Below are 15,491 nucleotides of genomic sequence, written 5' to 3'. Positions count from 1 at the left end.
GAAGCAGAAGCCAAAGCCAGCCGAGCCGATTGCTGTCGCGACTGCCGCAGGTGAGTCCACCCATTTGAGTGAGAAGAACGAAAAGATGTGGCGGATCACCTGGAAAGCCGCCGAAGTCGTGGCGACCGATGCGGCCAAGGTGGGCAATATGAGTGGGGTCAAAGGCGAAACCTACGAGAACGAGAAGATCGCTAGTGAGTTTGAAGCCGACACCGCCGAAGCCGACAACAAAGTCAACCGTCTGATTCTCAAGGGGAAGGTGAAGATCATTGCATCGAACGGGACGATGCTTGCGGACCGAGTGGAGTTTGACGGCGTGAAAAGCCTCTACAAAGCGATGGGTAAGGTCACTTTTGAGAGCAAGGCCAGCTTTGAGAGCATTGACGCAGTTGTCGGCCCGATGGATGTTCTATTCGCTTCATCTCACACCGACAAAGCCGGAAAGGCGATACTAGATAAGGTCGGAACATCGGAGAAGTTTTTTAAGAAATGAAAGCACTCGCACTTGTGATCGGCTGTGGACTGGCGGCACTGATTCTGTCCCAAACCGGCTTCACCTACCGTAGCCCAAAGGTCGATCCAAAACTATCGATCTCGGGCAAGAGTGGCTGGGTGGAACTCGCCAAGAAGTTTGAGGTCACCGGCAACGTTCGCCTCGACTCTAAAACCGACCAAATCATCATGACTGGCCAGCAGATTTTGGGCGACCTACAAAATGAGGACAGGGGAACCGTCGCCAACCATGTCCGCGTCCGAGGAGACGTCGCTATCTCGAAGGTCGAGAAGAACGGCAACCTCAAGATCACTGGCAACGAGATGGACTACGACCTTATTGACTCCTCCTTAGCCAGAGCCGTCCTCCGAGGAGACGTCAAACTGGACTTCCTTGCCACTACTGATAAAGCCGGAAACGCTGACCTAACAGCGGCAAAGGTCGAAGCGACATTCAAACGCAAAGTCGCTAAAGATGAATCCGCGCTCCAGGTGCTCAAAGTTGACGGGCCCCTCGTCTACAAAGGTGTCAGCGTCTCCGAAAAGGGCAAAGCCAATATCACCGCCAAAGCCGACCGAATGGCCTACGAAAAGAAGGGAGAAGGAGCTGAAATGCTGCTCAGCGGAAACATCTACTTCGACCAAAAGGGTCCGGAGGATGAGGATTCTGCTGAGGTCACCGGTGCCCAAAGCGTGAAACTTACTCTAAACGCTAAAGGCGAAGTCACCAACGTCCGCATGAACAGCGAGAAACCGGACAAGATTGTCACCAAGATCAAAAAGAAGGGTAACACTCCAGTTTGAAGATCACCGCCGAGAACCTGCAGAAGCGATACAAGGGCCGCACAGTTGTGCGGGGCGTCACCTTCTCAGTCTCCACAGGCGAAATTGTCGGCCTGCTAGGTCCCAACGGAGCCGGTAAAACAACGTCGTTCTACATGACGGTCGGCTTGGTGAAGCCAAACGGCGGCAAAGTCTCGCTAGACGATAAAGACATCACCAAATGGCCAATGTACAAGCGGGCCCGTTCCGGCGTCGGATACTTGCCCCAGGAGACCTCGGTCTTCCGCAAACTCTCGGTTCGAGACAACTTGTTACTCGTTCTTGAGCTCGCTGGAAAGAGTCGCAAAGAGCAGCAAGACAAAGTCAAGGAGCTCGCCGACGAGCTTCACATTAACCACATTCTCGACGCGCAAGCCGGGGTTCTCTCGGGTGGAGAGCGTCGCCGAGTCGAAATCGCAAGAGCGATGGCGACTGAGCCCAAATTCATCCTCCTTGACGAGCCGTTCACCGGTATCGATCCAGTCACCATCGAAGAGATTCAGAACATTCTGTTCCGCCTCAAAGAGCGCGGCATCGGGATCCTGATCACCGACCACAACGTCGCCGCTACACTGCGAATCACCGACCGAAACTACATTCTCATCGACGGCCAGATCGTCGCTGAGGGCGACCGCAAACAGGTCGCCGAAGACCCGATGGTTCGCAAGCACTACCTCGGAAACCAGCTCAGCGACGACCTTTCGGAAGACTACAAAGACGACAAACCCGATGAAAAAGGTTGATCGCCTCATCATCTCCGAACTTTTCGGCCCCTGGCTCATGGGGGTCGCGATGTTTTCTACCTTGTTGCTTGCGGCTACCTCGCTCGACAAGATCACAAACCTGATAGTCGGCGGAGCCTCCCCCGCTCTCGTCGCCAAAATTACCCTCCTCGTTGTCCCGCCCACGCTCATCAACACCTTCGCGATGGCGACCCTATTGGGTTCTCTGCTGGCCTTCGGACGCCTTTCAAACGACTCTGAAATCGTTGCTCTTCGAGCGGGAGGCGCGAGCATGTACAGGATCATGGTTCCGGTGGGAATCTTCACCCTGTTCGTCGCCTGCGTCACCTACATCCTCAACGACACACTCGTCCCCTACGCTACAAAGCAGGCTGAAAGCCTTATCCAAGAGGCCTCAAAAGTCGCATCGAGTCAGTCCAAGCAACCCACATTCAATGTTCAAGAGGAAAACGGAGAGGTGACGCTTACCATCCAGGCCCTCGACTTCTCGCTTGAGAATCGAACCCTGACCAATGTGACCATCATCGGATGGGACAAAGAGCGAAAGCCGACCTTTACGATGTTCGCCGACCAGCTTCGATTTAACGACCGCAAAGATTGGCGCATCATCGGCGCTAGCAAGTTGATCAGCACCGATGGGCGCGACCGAACTGACTTCAAAGAAGGCATCTGGCCGGGACAGCTACCCCAGATCGCTGCTACCCCCGAAGAAATCGTCGCGCAGAAGATCAAGAATCCCGACTACTTCACCTCTGGTGAGCTCCGCGAGCAAATAGCAAAGGCCAAGATCACTAACTCATTACTCCCGGCCGAAGTTCGAGATAGAGAATATTGGCTCTGGAACAAACTCGCTATTCCCCTCGCCGCGTTTGTTTTTGGCGTTCTTGGTGCTACTCTTGGTATTAGAAGTCACCGTGCGGGCACCGGAGCCGGCTTCGCGCTCGCGATTATCATCATGTTCACCTACCAAACCATTGCTCGGTTTATGAACCAGTGGGCAATGGGCGGCGTGATTCCTCCGATGGCGGCAGCATTTACCCCGTTGGCGCTGGGTCTGGGAATCGCTGGTCTAATCATGTGGCGGAGGAACAACGCTTAAGCAATGGACGGCGTCGCAACCGGATTCATAGTTCTGATGATCGCGCTTGGCGGAATATCCGCCTTTGTCGCCGACATTCTCGGCTACAAAATCGGCAAAAAGCGCCTTTCGCTTTGGCACATCCGCCCCAAATACATCGCCCGTGCAAGCGTCACGATCACGGGAATGCTCATACCGCTCATCACCGTGTTGCTCCTTGCTGCCTCCAGTGCAGAGTTCCGAACCTGGGTCACCCGAGGGCGCAAAGCGGTCCAGGAATTGAAACAAAAAGAGGACGAAGTTCAAGCCAAAAACACCTTGCTCCGCGAGACGAATCAGTCTCTGAAAAGTAGTCAGGACCTCCTAACCAATAGCAAAAAGAAGCAAGAGGAGCTCAACAAGTCGCTTGAACAGAAGAAGAAGGAGGCCGCCGCGCAGATCGCCAGAGCAGACCTCCTGAAGAAGACGATTGACAGCCAGCAAGGTCAGCTTAGTCGGCTGAGCTCTGCTGTCAGCCGAGCAGAATCCTCGATTCGCCGGTTCCAAAGTGAAAGCGTCAGTTTCCGCAAGCAAAGCGCCGCCGCAAGGATTACCCTAGATGCCACGAAATCCTTGCTTTCCAAAGAGCAAGCCGGACTCAGGGTCATTCGTCAAAGCCTAGAAGCGACAACGAAACAACGCGACGCTGCCGACGCCGCAAAGACGCAGGCCCTGAGCGACTACAACAACCTGAATGCTCGTAATCTTGATATCCAAAAGAACAACGACCTTCTCACCAAGAACCTCACTGAACTGAGGCAACAGCTACCGACCCTGATGGCCGAAATTGAGACGCTCAAAGGCGACAAGGAATCCGCAAACAAGGATCTATCCGATCTCGTTCGGCAGATCAAAGATAGCCAGGACGTGCTCGAGCAAGTTCGCAAAGAGAACAGCAATTATGCAGCGTTCTCACGGACGTCGACGGTCGCAATCGGCAAAGGCGAAGAGCTGGCCCGGATCATCGTCCCATCAAGCCTCACCTCTGATGAGGCTCGAAACTTGCTCCGCTCGCTCATCCGTTCGGCTAAAACTGTAGCCGCATCAAAAGGTGCCCAGCCTGATCCGGCCTATCCGTTTCCTGGGGAGGCTGGCCTTCTGAGAATTGTCAATCGTCTGGAAATCCCGCAGAGTGAAGTCGAGGATTTCTGGGTCAAGCAGATCACACCGTCCAACGCAACCCGAGTTCTTGTCGCCAGGTCAACTTGGAACCGCTTTGTCGGCGAACCAGTCACGCTAGATCTCACCTTCTATCCCAATCCGGTCGTCTTCCAACAGGGTGATGTCATCGCCGAGGGCCGCGCTGATGGCCGCAACTCGGATATCGAGGTCTTCGCCGAAATCCGCGATTTCGTTCGCGTCTACGTCAACGCGAAGGCCAAGCGGGTGAAAATGGTTCCGATCCAGAGTCGAGACGGCGAAACCTTTGGTGAACTTGATCCAGGCCAGCTTCTCAGCACAATCCGCACTGTGCGCTCCACAAACCGCCTCCTGAGGCTCCAAGCCGTCGCCCGCAAAGACATCCGGGCGGGAGATAAACTGGAGTTCGACCTTGTGGTGCGCTAGATGACTCCCAAAACCGTCCTGAGTATTGATCCCGGCACCAGCAAATGCGGTCTTGCCCTGGTCCAACGCGAGTCCAACGGCACCATCAACATGCTCTGGCACGACGTTGTTCCTATCGACAGCGTCCTCGTCAAACTCCACGAAGCCTACATCGTCCACGAGTTCCATCTCGTGATTCTTGGGGATTCGACCGGCTCTAAGCAAGTCAAAACCGCGATTCGTCGGCACCTGCCTTCGATGGGTCTCCTTGTTATTGATGAGAAGGAGACGACGATTCAAGCTCGCGAACGTTACTGGGAGTCCAACCCACGTACCGGGTGGCGGAAGCTACTGCCCGCCTCGCTCCAGGTACCGCCCGAGCCGTACGATGACTTCGCGGCCCTAGTTCTGGCAGAGCGGGTTTTGAGCGAGGGCTAGTCCAGAAAATCGGCTACGATCTCCAATCGAATCTCATCAAAGCGCTCTGCAATTGACTCGGACATTCCTCTGCCCAATTCAGCATCGGACGGTTCTGCGACTGCCTCCTCGCGCGCTTTCGCAGAAGGCCATTGGGCGTACGCATACCAAGTCCCATCTTCAGCTTTGTGTAGCCTTGACCCTCTACCACCGCGAGTCTTTAGCTGCTCTGTGACTTTCGCCCATGAGTCCTTGAACACTGCTTCTGAACCTGGCACCAGACGCCAGCGGTAAAGAACGGCAAATGTGATTTCCGGCTTTTCCACACTCATTCCTACGCCATATGTAGCGCAAGATATCACTCTCACGAACTTGGACCGACAGCTCAGGAACTATCATCAAATTGAAAGTGTTGCGAATTGGAAGATGAGCAAATTTGCTTTGGTCTTTCTTGCCTTAGTACCTGCTCTAGGGTGTAACTCCGGAACCCCAGCACGGCCCACGCAAGTCACCGCCAAAAACCGGGTAGCGAGTTCTCACTCGAACTCGAAGCCTGTCATCCACGTTCTAGTCGCACTCTGCGATAACAAATACCAAGGCATCGTCCCCGTCCCGCCTCGACTTGGGAACGGCGACGACCTGAAGGACAACCTGTACTGGGGCTCAATGTACGGAGTCAAGGCCTACTTCACACCGCGACGCGGCTGGAAAAGAATCAGCTCGACCAAAAACCCCAAACCGGGAATCCTGGAGCGGATCATCCTGCGAAACTCTTCGGGGACCACTCTCGTTGCAGACGCGTATCGAGGTCGAAACATCAAGAACGCAATCGAGGACTTCCTTAGCTTCACCAACGGCTTTGATCCCAAAGCGCTACCCGACTCGAGACAAGCATTCGGGGGTGGAGCCGACATGCTGGTCTTCCTGGGTCACGACGGCCTTATGGACTTTAGGCTCCCCGTCACAACCCATTCCAAACTGAGTGCTCCGAAATCGGTCGCGATCCTATGCTGCAAGAGCAAGAAGTTCTTTGAACCTCATATTCGTCCTACAGCAGCCAAACCGATCCTCTGGACAAAGTCTCTGATGGCTCCGGAAGCTTACGTCCTTGAAGCCTCGATTCAAAGTTTCGAGCGTCAAGAATCCTCGGCCAAAGCCATTCAGCGAGCCGCCCTTGCCTACTCGAAATACCAGAATTGCTCGCTCAAAGCCGCGCGCTCAGTATTCGCTTCCGGCTACTAGGCAACCCCCTGCGCCCCACTCCAAACCCCCAACCAGCCTCAAAAAGGTAAACTGGCTTCTATGTCCCCCAAAATTCGGAACATTGGCATTATCGCGCACGTCGATCACGGCAAGACGACGCTCGTCGACGCCATTTTCAAGCAGGCGGGACTTTTCCGAGAGAACCAGCACATGGCGAATCGCGTCATGGATAGCAACGACCTTGAGCGCGAAAAGGGCATTACCATCCTTTCCAAGGTCGCCTCAGTTCAGTATTTGGGAACCAAGATCAACATCGTTGACACTCCCGGCCACGCCGACTTCGGCGGCGAAGTCGAGCGAGTTCTCAGCATGGTTGATAGCGTCCTTCTCGTCGTCGACGCAAACGAGGGCCCGATGCCCCAAACCCGCTTCGTTCTGAAGAAAGCCTTCCAGAACGGCCTCAAGCCACTCGTTTTTATCAACAAGATCGACCGCGAAAACGCTCGACCTGATTACGCCTACGACAAGACTCTCGACCTCTTCATCGACCTCGGCGGCGACGACGTTGACCTCGAATTCCCGGTCCTCTACGGCTCAGGTGCTGGCGGCTATGCCCGAGCAACTCCGGAAGGAACCGAGACCGATATGAAGCTCCTGTTCGACATGATCGTCGAAAACGTTCCGGAGCCTCGCGTTGAGCGAGAAGGCTCGTTCCGACTCCAGGTGAACAACCTCGATTACAGCGAGTACCTCGGTCGAATGTTCGGCGGAAAGGTTCTCCGTGGCGAAGTCAAAGTCGGCGACCGCGTCGAAATGCTCCGCGAAGGCATGACCAAGAAAGCCGGTTTCAACGTCACCAAGCTCTGGACGTACGAGGGAATCCAGCTCAAGGAAACCGAATCCGTCGCCGCTGGCGAGATCGCAATGCTCGCTGGTCTCGACAACGTCCTGATCTCCGATACCATCGCTCACAACGACACCAGCGAAGCCCTCCCCGCCATTAAGGTCGAGCCAAGCACCCTGTCGATGAACTTTTACGCCAACAACTCCCCGCTCAGCGGAAAGGACGGCGGTAAATTCCTCACCATCCACAAGATTCGCGAGCGAGTCGAGAAAGAAGAAGCCGTTTCGGTTTCGGTCAAGATTGACAACACTGCCGCCACCGACACCGTCAAGACCCAAGCCCGAGGCGAACTCCAACTCGCGATCCTCATCGAAACGATGCGCCGAGAAGGCTACGAGATGCAGATCTCGCGACCACAAGTTATCTACAAGAAGGACGATAACGGCAAGATCGAAGAGCCTTACGAGATCGCGACCCTCGAAGTCCCCGAGGACGCAGTTGGTTCGGTCATGGAAGAAATGAGCCGCCGAAAGGGCGACCTGCTCGACCTGCGCGTCAACGACAACGGCACCCAATCGCTCGAATACTCCGTCCCAACTCGTGGTCTCATCGGCTTCCGATCCACCTTCTTGACCCTCTCGCGCGGCCTTGGTTTAATCTCTTCCTTGTTCGACGGCTACAAGCCATATAAGGGCGAAGTTGCCAGCCGGACCCAAGGTTCCTTGATCAGCAAGGATCCGGGCAAGATCACGCGATACGCCTACGAGGACGTCCAGGAGCGCGGAACCCTGTTCTACCCAGTCCAGACCGAAGTCTACGCCGGAATGATCGTCGGAGCCTGTAGCCGCGACGAAGACATGATCGTTAACTGCACGAGGGAAAAGGCCGCGAACAACATCCGCTCCGCTAACTCGGAAGCCACCTCGGTTCTGGACTCGCACAAGGACTTCTCGCTTGAGCAAGCTCTCGCCTGGCTCCGCGACGACGAGCTTCTTGAGGTCACGCCGAAGCAGCTTCGTTTCCGAAAAAAGGTCCTCGACCACTCCGAGCGCCGAGTCTCCGAACGGCGTGCCGAAGTCCTGGTCTAATGCCTAGCCAACCCTCTCCATCTCAATACGGAGAGGGGATTCAGCTATCCTTAACCTAGATGAGCGACATCCTCAGCTCAGTCGCCTCTCGGCTCATCACCAAAGCCTTTGCCCCGCGGCCCTTCGTGCGCCGAGAAGGGTCTCTTCTCATCCTCGAATCAGGATGGCGCACCGCCCTGATTACCGCCGGCGGACGCAAACGCCGAGTCTCCATCGACCCCAAAAGCCGAATCATCCGTATCCAAGACCGCCGATTCTGGGCGTTCACTTCCCGCAAGGTCATTGCCTTCGACCGCATCCACGAAATCATCTACTCCTACAACGACATGATGGGCAACGATTGGGTCTCTCACGACTCCGAGGACCTCTACAAAGTCGGCCTCTGGCTCACCGACGACCGCGAACTCACCCTCTTTCGCTTTTACGGTCAAGGCGAATTCGTCAACAACTCCCTCTGGCCCGACTGGATGATGTGGGACGATTTCCTTCCCGGACAAATCGTTCAACACAACCTGGACTCCGAGGCGTTGGGGGTTGCGGAGTTGCTATCGGCAATGGTTGGGGTTCCGATCGGGAACGGCCCGCGATAGTCCACCGAGACATCATACTCAGACTTTTGATACAATCAAGAGGTGACTCGAGGGGAAGACCTGAACGCATCAACCGCCGAGCGCTCTAAGTCTGTCGCGTCAACTTATTTAACAAGAATCTTCACCGCTTGCTGCTCACTGATCTGGTTCGGATCCTTGTTCCTGCTAGTTTGCACGGCACTAGCCCCGGGAATCGCGTTTGGACTCGCTGTTGTGTTCATAGGACCCTGGGTCGCCATCCTAAGCCTGATTGTGGGAGCCACGGTTGACCCTGGAAAACTTGAACGTACCACATCTCGAGCCAAGTGGTTCTGTGCATTACTGACCTTTGTATGGCTCGTTGGATTTCCGGCAACTCTTCGGCGTGCAGCACGGATCGGCAACGAACCGCCCTTGGATTCAGCTCTTGTCGCAAGTTTTGATTCTAACCAAGATCATCTCAATCGCTTGGCACGACTCCTCTCCCAATCAAAAGGGATAAACAGGGTAGGCCCATCGTGGTCCGATCCACCCGAAGACAGTTGCTCTCTCCAACAACTGAGGTCCATAAAGGAAATTCGCGACACCTTCGATAAAATCGGCCTCGAAGGAACGCTCGTTAGGCGTGGTTCAGTTTGGTTGCTTCCACAATGGCGCACCTACTTCTTCCTCGCTACTCACACCCGAAAGGGCTTCGCATTCGCTAGTGCTACGCCGTCGCCAATCCTTCCAACTCTCGACGCCCAGGAACCAGTTCCTGGGCAAGCTCAAGTTGCGTTTCGACGACTGAAAGGTAGCTGGTACCTGTATTGGGAGTTCTCTCCGGGCTAAGGCAATGCGGAAGGACTCAGGGTCGCGTATCATAAAGCTGTGACCGGCGTACTCCTGGACCGAAGCAATTCAAAAAGAGCATCGCTTTTCGCCGTAGAGGCTGGGTTCGTTTTGGTCAGCTCGTACGCCTGGGCGGGTTGGGTTAGCAATCGACTCTCGGGCGGCAACGCTGCCCCTGACTTCAGTGCTGCCGTACTCCTGCCGCTCCTCCCTTGGTCAGTTTTTCGCAGCAAAGCCTCGTTCCAACTCTTTATCGAAGGGCTTGTCTTTTTGTTTATCGGAGCCATCATCAAAGACAAACTCGGCTCAACGATCTCCGGTTTCCTCGCCCAGTGGCTCCTCTTCTCGCTAGGGTTCTACCGAATGGAACGAGCGGATTACGCGGAGCAGACCAAGTCAGCGGACCCCATAAAACTCCCGCACGGCAAAATCTAGCGGCTCCGCCGCGTAGGGCACGGGTCCCGAGGAGAGGCTGATCCAAGAGCGAATGCGGCGGGATCGGACTCTTCTCGGGTGGGGATTGGCCTTGGGCACGCGACGGGTCGTAAGCTCACCAGGCCTGAGATAAGTAGCGGGGCAGCTCGTTCGGAGGCATCGCAAGGGAGTAAATGTGCTGCTCGGCTCCAAATCGCACCAATTCACGATCTAGACGAAACTTGAGCCTAGTCAATAGGCGACATGAGCGTTCGTTCGCGGCCTGAGTTTCTGCGATCACACGCTCCACCTGACGTTCTTCTGCATACACGCGCAAGGCATCGAGTAATCCCAACCGCATGACTCCTCGACCCCACCATTCGGGCAGGAGTAGATAAGATACTTCGATGTCGCCGCCGTCCGTGTGGGGCGAAAACGTGATGACGCCCGCCAGACACTCTGCATCTCTCAGAGCATAATCGACGCGATCCGGGTTTCCTACCGAAGGCGTCAAGAACTTGGAGAGCATTGCTTCTACCCGCTCCGCCGAAGCCGGCCCGCCGAGAAACTCTCGCACTTGAGGGTCCGTCCATAAGCGCACAAGAGCGGTGCGATCCCTCTCATCAAACACCCCTAACACAAGCTCAAGCCGTTCCACGCTCACTCGCTCAGACGCTCCGCCAACAGCCGATGGAAGTGATGCGTCCCAATCTCCCGCTTCGGTGAGAACCTTCCTGTCGAATAGAACCGCGACTTCATCCCGCGCTGAACAAGCTCTACAACCTGCTCGTCCTCCCGTTCCACTCGATCAAGCTCCGCACCCGCACCGACACCGATCTTTGATTCATCCCAGACGTACCGAATGAACGACACCCGCGTGAGCTCCGGCGAGATCGGACGCACAACATTAACGCTTAGCCCCCAAGGATAGAAGTTGAGCATCTGGTTTGGGAACAGCCAATAGTAGTAGGCCGAGATGTTCTTCCCAAAATCCGGCGACGAAGCTGGTAGATCAAAGCAGCCCTCGGTTCCCTTTGCTTCAGCTAGCTGGAGATTGAACGAATCGTAATAATACGTGTTGTAGTTCTCGTACTCCAAGACCTCGTTCAGTGAGGCGTGTATGAACGGGATGTGGAAGCCTTCAAGATAGTTATCGCAATACAACGCCCAGTGGCACTTCACCACGTAGTCCCGAGAATTCGCCGGATCATGTCGAAACTCGTGGAGAGGCAACCACCCAATTCGGTCAAGCATCGGCTTGAACTCCTCCTCAAAGGACCGAGCCGGATTCAAAGAGGTGAACAGTAACGGCCCCCACCGATGCAGCGGCACCGAAGTTAGATGATCCTCCGCCCGAGGAAACCCCTCAACACCTTCAAACTCCGGCATGTGCTGCATCTGCCCGTCCAGCCCAAACCGCCGACCGTGGTACCGGCATCGCAGGAACCGCTCGTTCCCCGCGCCTTCGCACAGGCGCATCCCTCGGTGGGTGCAGACATTACTCAAACACCGAATAGCATCCTGCGAGTCCCGAGTCAACACCAACGGCTCATCCAAATACCCCGGCAAAAGCTCAAACGGATAAACCTGCCCCGGAACTTTGACCATCGAGTCGTCGCCGATGAACTGCCAACTAGGCGCGAAGTACCGATCTTTTCCGGCGGACCACACGGAGGGATCAATATAGTAACTCGAAGGCAAGGTTTCAGCTTTCTTGATCTCCGGGTCAACGTGGTAGCTCATGGTTGTAGTTTAGCCGCGGTGCAGCAAAACCGGTCATAATCCAAATCATGCTTCTCGAAGGGAAAACCGGTCTCGTCCTCAACGTCACGAACAAAAACTCCATCGGCTGGGCGATCGCCGATCGAGCGAACCAAGAGGGCGCAATCGTTGGCGTCGGCGCACAAAACGAGCGACTTCTCGAAGGCGTCAACAAGCTCCTGGACGGACGAGAGCGATTCGAGACGGTTACCGTCGACTTCATGTTCGCCGAGCAATACGAAGCTCTTCATGACCAGGTCAAAGCCAAGCTGGGCCAGCTCGACTTCCTGGTCCACAGCGTCGGCTTTGCGCCCAAAGAAGCCCTCACTGGTCGCTTTCTCGACACCACCCTCGAAGACTTCAATACGGCGATGAACGCCAGCGTCTACTCGATGATCAAGACCTGCCAAACCCTCGAGCCGCTGATGAAGGAAGACAGTAGCATCGTCACCCTCAGCTACATCGGTAGCACCCGGGTGATGAACAACTACAAGGTGATGGGCCTCTGCAAAGCCGCCTTGGAGAGCAGCGTCCGCTACCTCGCCACCGAACTTGGCGACCGCGGAATCCGCGTCAACACCGTCTCCCCCGGCCCCGTCAACACCATCTCGGGCCGAGGCGTGAGCGGACTCAGCGACTTCATCAAATCCGTCCAAAACACCGCCCCGCTCAAACGCGAATACGGCCAAGAAGAAGCCGCCGGAGCCGCTCTGTATCTGATCAGCGATCTCAGCAAAGGCGTCTCCGCCCAGATTATCTTCGTTGACAGCGGCTACAACGTCATGGCCGTTTAATTTGGAGTGCGGAAACTTGTTCCCGCTTCGACTTGCCAGCGGCTTGTCGCGACCGGAAGGTGGTGTCTATCTACACGCCGAGCATAGCTCGTGCTATTCAAAAGCGGTAACAAGTTTCCGCACTCCAAATCAGGATATGTCACAATAGCCTGGGCAAATGAGCAGCGACGCAACCGGAATCTTTATCAACGAAACGCACACCAGTGCGGCAATCTGGCAGTACCGAGTCGAGAGGATGATCCTTGAAGGCAAGACCGAGTACCAGACGTACCAGATCTGCGACATCCCCCGGTTCGGAAAATCGCTCTTCCTGGATTACAACATCCAGACCTCGATCATGGATGAGTATGTTTTCCACGAGTGCATGAGCCAACCTGCGATGACCCTCCACCCGAATCCGAAGTCGGTGGTCGTCTGCGGCGGTGGCGAAGGCGCAACGCTCCGAGAAGCCCTAAAGCACAACACTGTTGAGAAAGCCGTCATGGTTGACATCGACGAAGAACTCGTCGATATGGTTAAGGTTCACATGCCCGAGTGGCACCAAGGCGCGTTCGAAGATCCTCGCACCGAACTCCTTCACACTGACGCCCGGCAATGGCTCGTCGACCACAAGGGTGCAAACTTCGACGTCATCCTCAGTGACCTCCCGAACCCCCACGAAGACGGCCCCGGCCAGTTCCTCTTCACTAAGGAATACTTCCAAATCGCCGCCGACGCCATGAGCGAAGACGGAGTCTTCGCCATGCAAGCCGGTTCCGCCAACGAGAACTACCCCGAGTGCATGGTCTCCTGCATCGAAACGCTCGAATCGATGAAGGAAGTCTTCCCCTACGTCTACGGTTACTACGGAATCGTCACCACCTTCTTCCAGCCTTGGGGCTTCGTTCTTGCCTCCAAAAAGCACGACCCAATGGCTCTGACTTCAGAAGAAATCGAAGCCAGATTCGCCCAAAGAGGAGTCAAGAACCGCTACTACACCGGCCGATTCCACAACGCCTGCTTCACCCTTCCCGAGTATCTGATCGAAGCCCAAAAGAACTCCGCTCGCATCCTCACCGATGCCGAGCCATTCGTCTGGACAGCGTAAGGAAAGTCCCCCTCTCCACTTGTGAAGAGGAGGAATGAGGGGGTGAGGAATTCTCTGGGGTGTAAACTCCGAACGTGATAACGACATTGCTCGCCGCCGCCGTGCTTTGCGTCGATGCTCCCCAACAAGCCGCCGCCGAATTCGCTCCGCAGCGTGCCGTCTGGATGGCGTGGCCGACTTACGATCATAAGAAGGGGCTGAGCATTGCGGCAACGACCAAAGAAATCGTTCGCGAGCTAACGAAGAATGTCACCGTCGAAATGCTCGTCCCCAGTGAGGCTATCCGCAAGCAGGTCAGGAAACAGCTTCCACAAAAACGCCTCAATCTCCGCGTCGCGGACTACTCCGAAATCTGGATGCGCGACTTCGGGCCATTTTTCATCACCAACGGCAAGCAGAAAACCATCCTCGACTTCGGGTTCAACTACTGGGGCTACGAAAAAACGACCGATCCGACCTCCGTCCAGCATGAAAAGATTGACCGTTTCCTCGCCGGTCAGCTCAAAGTCCCGACGCGCAAAAGTGAGACCATCGGCGAAGGCGGCGACCGCGAAGCCAACGGCGACGGCGTCGCCATGTTCGTCAAAGAGGTCGAAACCCAGCGAAACCCGGACCTCACGTTCGAAGAAATTGATGCCCGCCTAAAAGCCGCGATGGGCGTCGAAAAGATCATCTGGCTCGATAGCGGAATCATCGAAGACGGCCTCTTCTTCAGCGGCCCGCTCCACCTGCCAGAGGGTGAAATCTACATGCCCGTCACCACCGGCGGGCACATGGACAACATTGCCCGGTTTGTCGATGCTCACACCATCGTCTGCGCCGAGGTTACTGAGGCCGAAGCCAAGAAGTCTGACCTTGCCCGCCGAAACCGCGAGCGCATGGAGGCCAACTACCAGGTTCTAAAGGCCGCGAGGGACATCCATGGTAAGCCCTTCAAGATTCACCGAATGGCCGCCGCCGACCTTCACATCGAAACGCTTCGACCCGGCGACCCGGTTTATGACTTTATGGCGAGCCTCAACTACCGCCCTGCCCACCAGTTCCCCAAAGGCAAGCCCATCAAGGTCGCCCACGCCGCCAGTTATCTCAACTTCCTCATCACCAACGGCGTGGTTCTCACTTCCAAGCTCTACCGCCCCGGCGCCCCGATTGCCCTAAAGCGTAAGGACCGTGAGACCGTAGCGCAGCTCAAAAAGCTATTTCCCAAACACCGGGTCGTAGCAATCGAAACACGCTCCGTGAACCTGGGCGGCGGTGGTATTCACTGCATTACCGCGAACGAGCCGCGCTAGCCTGGCTTTTTCTCGGATTTCGGTCGAGTAAACACATAGCTCAACGGTTTGGTTTCGTTCGTATCCGAGATTCCTCCTCGCCCGTCGGGTGTTCCCGTTCTGGCGGAGCCCTTAGATGTCAACTGCTTCTCATCGGTAGCCACGATCAGTTCCTGTAAAGCGGAAAGTGGCCGTTTGACGCCATTGATAAGGGCGGTGATCTTGATCACATTCTTGTCCTGGGTCCACACCCCATCGAAAACTCGGTTTGGGAACTCGTGTCCGGATTGCTTAGCCATTTCCGAGTTGTCGAACGTTATTTTGCACTTCCCGTTTGCTAAGAGTTCCAGAACGATGTCGGGAGCGAATGTGTTGAAGTCTGCAGGTTTATCTTTTGGTGGCGTGAGTTTGCCACGCCAGATGCCCGAAACGTCGGCGTTGGCGGCGACTGCGGCGGCGAGGACGGCATAAGCAATCACAAGTTTTCTCATTC

General features: G+C 55.6%; 18 protein-coding genes. 14 read left to right on the top strand and 4 right to left on the bottom strand.

Annotated features, from left to right (window positions below):
• Nucleotides 1-64 precede the first annotated feature (64 nt).
• Genes WCK51_05250 through WCK51_05225 form a run of 6 tightly spaced genes read left to right on the top strand, consistent with a single transcriptional unit; the run spans nucleotide 65 to nucleotide 5,157 of the window.
• Nucleotides 65-493, top strand: coding sequence for a hypothetical protein (locus tag WCK51_05250; GenBank protein ID MEI7576279.1), 429 nt, complete (start codon nucleotides 65-67; stop codon nucleotides 491-493).
• Complete coding sequence (locus WCK51_05245) at nucleotides 490-1,296, top strand: hypothetical protein (GenBank protein ID MEI7576278.1); 807 nt, start codon at nucleotides 490-492, stop codon at nucleotides 1,294-1,296. The genes WCK51_05250 and WCK51_05245 overlap by 4 nt, the downstream gene beginning before the upstream one ends.
• A complete protein-coding gene (lptB, locus tag WCK51_05240) occupies nucleotides 1,293-2,057 on the top strand; it encodes an LPS export ABC transporter ATP-binding protein (GenBank protein ID MEI7576277.1) in 765 nt (254 codons plus the stop codon). The genes WCK51_05245 and lptB overlap by 4 nt, the downstream gene beginning before the upstream one ends.
• Nucleotides 2,044-3,156 (top strand): LptF/LptG family permease, encoded by a 1,113-nt coding sequence (locus tag WCK51_05235; GenBank protein MEI7576276.1) that lies wholly within the window; start codon nucleotides 2,044-2,046, stop codon nucleotides 3,154-3,156. Before lptB ends, WCK51_05235 begins: the two co-directional genes overlap by 14 nt.
• 3 nt (nucleotides 3,157-3,159) lie before the next feature.
• Complete coding sequence (locus tag WCK51_05230) at nucleotides 3,160-4,740, top strand: DUF3084 domain-containing protein (protein ID MEI7576275.1); 1,581 nt, start codon at nucleotides 3,160-3,162, stop codon at nucleotides 4,738-4,740.
• Nucleotides 4,741-5,157 (top strand): pre-16S rRNA-processing nuclease YqgF, encoded by a 417-nt coding sequence (locus WCK51_05225; protein ID MEI7576274.1) that lies wholly within the window; start codon nucleotides 4,741-4,743, stop codon nucleotides 5,155-5,157. It abuts the gene before it with no gap.
• Here WCK51_05225 and WCK51_05220 read toward each other — a convergent pair.
• Complete coding sequence (locus WCK51_05220; GenBank protein MEI7576273.1) at nucleotides 5,154-5,468, bottom strand: antibiotic biosynthesis monooxygenase; 315 nt, start codon at nucleotides 5,466-5,468, stop codon at nucleotides 5,154-5,156. The genes WCK51_05225 and WCK51_05220 overlap by 4 nt on opposite strands.
• Before the next feature lie 94 nt (nucleotides 5,469-5,562).
• On the opposite strand from WCK51_05220, the gene WCK51_05215 reads away from it, so the two are divergent.
• Genes WCK51_05215 through WCK51_05195 form a run of 5 tightly spaced genes read left to right on the top strand, consistent with a single transcriptional unit; the run spans nucleotide 5,563 to nucleotide 10,106 of the window.
• A complete protein-coding gene (locus WCK51_05215; GenBank protein ID MEI7576272.1) occupies nucleotides 5,563-6,378 on the top strand; it encodes a hypothetical protein in 816 nt (271 codons plus the stop codon).
• A gap of 60 nt (nucleotides 6,379-6,438) precedes the next feature.
• A complete protein-coding gene (gene typA / locus WCK51_05210; GenBank protein ID MEI7576271.1) occupies nucleotides 6,439-8,271 on the top strand; it encodes a translational GTPase TypA in 1,833 nt (610 codons plus the stop codon).
• Between the two features lie 59 nt (nucleotides 8,272-8,330).
• The gene (locus tag WCK51_05205) at nucleotides 8,331-8,861 is read left to right on the top strand and encodes a hypothetical protein (protein ID MEI7576270.1); all 531 of its coding nucleotides are present in this window, start codon (nucleotides 8,331-8,333) and stop codon (nucleotides 8,859-8,861) included.
• A gap of 42 nt (nucleotides 8,862-8,903) precedes the next feature.
• A complete protein-coding gene (locus WCK51_05200; protein ID MEI7576269.1) occupies nucleotides 8,904-9,671 on the top strand; it encodes a hypothetical protein in 768 nt (255 codons plus the stop codon).
• A gap of 39 nt (nucleotides 9,672-9,710) precedes the next feature.
• Nucleotides 9,711-10,106 (top strand): hypothetical protein, encoded by a 396-nt coding sequence (locus tag WCK51_05195; GenBank protein MEI7576268.1) that lies wholly within the window; start codon nucleotides 9,711-9,713, stop codon nucleotides 10,104-10,106.
• Nucleotides 10,107-10,221: 115 nt separating this feature from the next.
• Here the strand turns inward: WCK51_05195 and WCK51_05190 are convergent, their stop codons facing one another.
• Both WCK51_05190 and WCK51_05185 read right to left on the bottom strand, forming a co-directional pair.
• The gene (locus WCK51_05190) at nucleotides 10,222-10,716 is read right to left on the bottom strand and encodes a GNAT family N-acetyltransferase (protein MEI7576267.1); all 495 of its coding nucleotides are present in this window, start codon (nucleotides 10,714-10,716) and stop codon (nucleotides 10,222-10,224) included.
• A gap of 29 nt (nucleotides 10,717-10,745) precedes the next feature.
• Nucleotides 10,746-11,828 carry an aromatic ring-hydroxylating dioxygenase subunit alpha gene (locus tag WCK51_05185; protein ID MEI7576266.1) on the bottom strand — a complete coding sequence of 361 codons (1,083 nt, stop codon included), beginning with the start codon at nucleotides 11,826-11,828 and terminating at the stop codon, nucleotides 10,746-10,748.
• A gap of 47 nt (nucleotides 11,829-11,875) precedes the next feature.
• On the opposite strand from WCK51_05185, the gene WCK51_05180 reads away from it, so the two are divergent.
• The 3 genes from WCK51_05180 (at nucleotide 11,876) to WCK51_05170 (ending at nucleotide 15,019) form a co-directional block, all read left to right on the top strand.
• Complete coding sequence (locus tag WCK51_05180) at nucleotides 11,876-12,640, top strand: SDR family oxidoreductase (GenBank protein MEI7576265.1); 765 nt, start codon at nucleotides 11,876-11,878, stop codon at nucleotides 12,638-12,640.
• Nucleotides 12,641-12,797: 157 nt separating this feature from the next.
• A complete protein-coding gene (locus tag WCK51_05175) occupies nucleotides 12,798-13,727 on the top strand; it encodes a fused MFS/spermidine synthase (GenBank protein ID MEI7576264.1) in 930 nt (309 codons plus the stop codon).
• 74 nt (nucleotides 13,728-13,801) lie between these two features.
• On the top strand, nucleotides 13,802-15,019 hold the full coding sequence (locus WCK51_05170) for an agmatine deiminase family protein (protein MEI7576263.1): 1,218 nt from the start codon (nucleotides 13,802-13,804) through the stop codon (nucleotides 15,017-15,019).
• On the opposite strand, the gene WCK51_05165 is transcribed toward WCK51_05170, so the two are convergent.
• Nucleotides 15,016-15,489, bottom strand: coding sequence for a hypothetical protein (locus WCK51_05165; protein MEI7576262.1), 474 nt, complete (start codon nucleotides 15,487-15,489; stop codon nucleotides 15,016-15,018). The two genes, WCK51_05170 and WCK51_05165, sit on opposite strands and share 4 nt — an antisense overlap.
• Nucleotides 15,490-15,491: the final 2 nt, after the last annotated feature.

The organism is Armatimonadota bacterium (genome assembly GCA_037138755.1).
In the GTDB taxonomy this organism is placed as follows: domain Bacteria; phylum Armatimonadota; class Fimbriimonadia; order Fimbriimonadales; family Fimbriimonadaceae; genus Fimbriimonas.
This window is presented reverse-complemented; position numbering and strand designations above follow the sequence as displayed.